This is a genomic window from Calothrix sp. CBUCES-K 9914 (assembly GCF_059640475.1).
Genome location: NZ_JBXXZH010000509.1, coordinates 1 through 2255 on the forward strand (window position 1 = coordinate 1; position 2255 = coordinate 2255).

Consider the following 2255-nt stretch of genomic DNA (forward strand, 5'->3'; position numbering starts at 1 on the left):
CTTAATTCCAACAGTTCAATATCTGGTAAAGATATGAGAACTTCCAACTGTGGACTGATAGTAATTTCTGAGTCTCTTCCAGCCAATACCAACTCTTGTGCTGCTTTAATCTCTGTTATTATAACCTTTGCCAGCGTCAAATAACTATTATCAGGATTTTCGACTGCTCTTGCGGCGCCTTTACACAAGTGACACCAGCTAGTTAACTTTAAATCATTACCAATCACAGCCAGATATTCGCAGCAAGCAGATAAACCCTTACGAGAAGCAGTCGTAGCATCTTGCTTGAACAACTGTAACATATCGCGTAACTTTTGTAGCACCTGATTTTGAAACTGCTGCCAATCAATTGCACTTGGAACAGGTGTATTAACAACAGGTACTTGTTCAGGTTCGTGTAAAGTACTAACCTTAATATTAGTACCACCAGTAGTACTCAAAAGAGACTCTAAATGTTCATTGAGCCATCCAAAAACAGGTTCAGCTTCACTCATCAAAGTGTTAGCAGCTTCTTCCGAGAGACCAAACGGGCCAGAAAGATGTTCTAACAAAGCTTTTAAAGTATCAGAAACACCAAGAAACAGCGACTCCAACTTTTGGTCAACAGTAATTGGATTTTCCTTCAACACCTTAAAGCAGTCCTCTAAACGGTGTGAGGTTCGCTGAATACTACTCAATCCTAACATCGCGGCGCCACCTTTAATCGAGTGAGCCGCGCGGAAAACCTCGTTGATCATTTCCGGGTCATTTAAAGTTGACTGCAAATTCAGCAAACCTTGCTCAATCGTATTTAAATGGTCTCTAGCTTCTTCTATAAAATAGCCTAATATACGTTGTTGTTGTTCAGGTAACATAATCTTTTTTTTAGTAATGAGTGCTGAGTGCTGAGTGCTGAGTAAGTAAGGAGTAAGGAGTGAGGAGTAAGAAGTAAGGAGTAAGGAGTAAGGAGTAAGAAGTAAGAAGTAAGGAATAATAAATTAAAAATTATAACTCTTTAACTCTCTTCTCCTCTTCCTACTCAGCACTCAGCACTCAGCACTCAGCACTCTTTATCTTGACTCAGCAGTTTCAACACGGAACCGTTCCACTGACGCAATAAGGTCGCGCGATACTCCAACTAGGTGTTGTAAAGCACCACTTACTCGCTGTGCTTCTTGGGAAGTTTCCTGTGCAGTTAACTCCACAGACTGCATAACGAAAGCAACCGCGCGCGATGTTTCGGTTTGGTCTACTGTGTCAGCGGTGATGGAACGCACTAATATATCGATACGGTTGGCAACCTGGATAATATTATCGAGGGAACGTTTTGCTTCTTCGGCAAGTTTGGTTCCAGTAATAACCTGTTGTGTACCTTCTTCCATCGCTGTCATTACAGAACTCGTTTCGCTTTGAATTTGCATTACAATTTGTTCTATCTCTTTTAAAGACTTCGCTGATTTATCCGCTAATTGCCTCACTTCATCTGCTACAATTGCAAATCCTCGTCCTGCTTCTCCCGCGCGTGCTGCTTCAATACTCGCGTTCAAAGCAAGTAAATTTGTTCGCGAAGCAATTTGAGAAATTAATGCCACAATTTTAGAAATTTCTTGCGAAGACTCTGCCAACCTTTTTACTTTGCGCGTGGTTTCTGCAACTGTTTCTCGAATTTCTAAAATACCCGCAACGGTGTTTTCAACAGCTTCTCCACCCTTCAGAGCAATAGAACTAGCATCGCGCGCGACAGTTTCCGCTTCCCGTGCAGCTTCTGCCACACGTTGTATAGAATCTGTCATTACCTGTACAGAGTTAAGAGTCACAGCGAGTTCTTCAGCTTGTCGTAATGCGTCTGTTGAAAGCGCGCGTGCAAACGTTTCAGAATTTGTGGCGCCTTTCGTAACTTCTTTTGCCGCAACTTTAACTTGTTGTACAATATCTCTTAGGTTTTGAATCGTTAAATTAAAAGCATCCGCAACGGCGCCTAGAACGTCCGCTGTTACTTCAGCTTGCACCGTTAAGTCACCCCGTGCGGCGCCTTCCACATCATCGAGTAACCGAATAACCTGGCGTTGCAAATTTTCTTTGGCTTCTTCTTGTTCTTGCGCCTTGCGTGTAGCTTCACTCGTCGTAGTAAAAATCACACGGGTCATCTCATTAAAACCCGCAGCCAACTGTCCAAACTCATCTTCAGAATATACAGTAGCTTGTACACCCAAATTACCTTGACGTACAGAGTCAAATTGATTTTGTAAATCTTTGGTAGTGCGACGAATTTGTTT

General features: G+C 42.3%; 2 protein-coding genes. Both read right to left on the reverse strand.

What is annotated here, in order from left to right; translation table 11 throughout:
- A partial coding sequence (locus AC2JBO_RS44585) for an Hpt domain-containing protein (RefSeq protein WP_496960025.1) occupies positions 1-854 on the reverse strand: 854 nt, incomplete at its 3' end.
- A gap of 195 nt (positions 855-1049) precedes the next feature.
- Positions 1050-2255: methyl-accepting chemotaxis protein (locus AC2JBO_RS44590; RefSeq protein WP_496960026.1), on the reverse strand; the 1206-nt coding region annotated here is incomplete at its 5' end.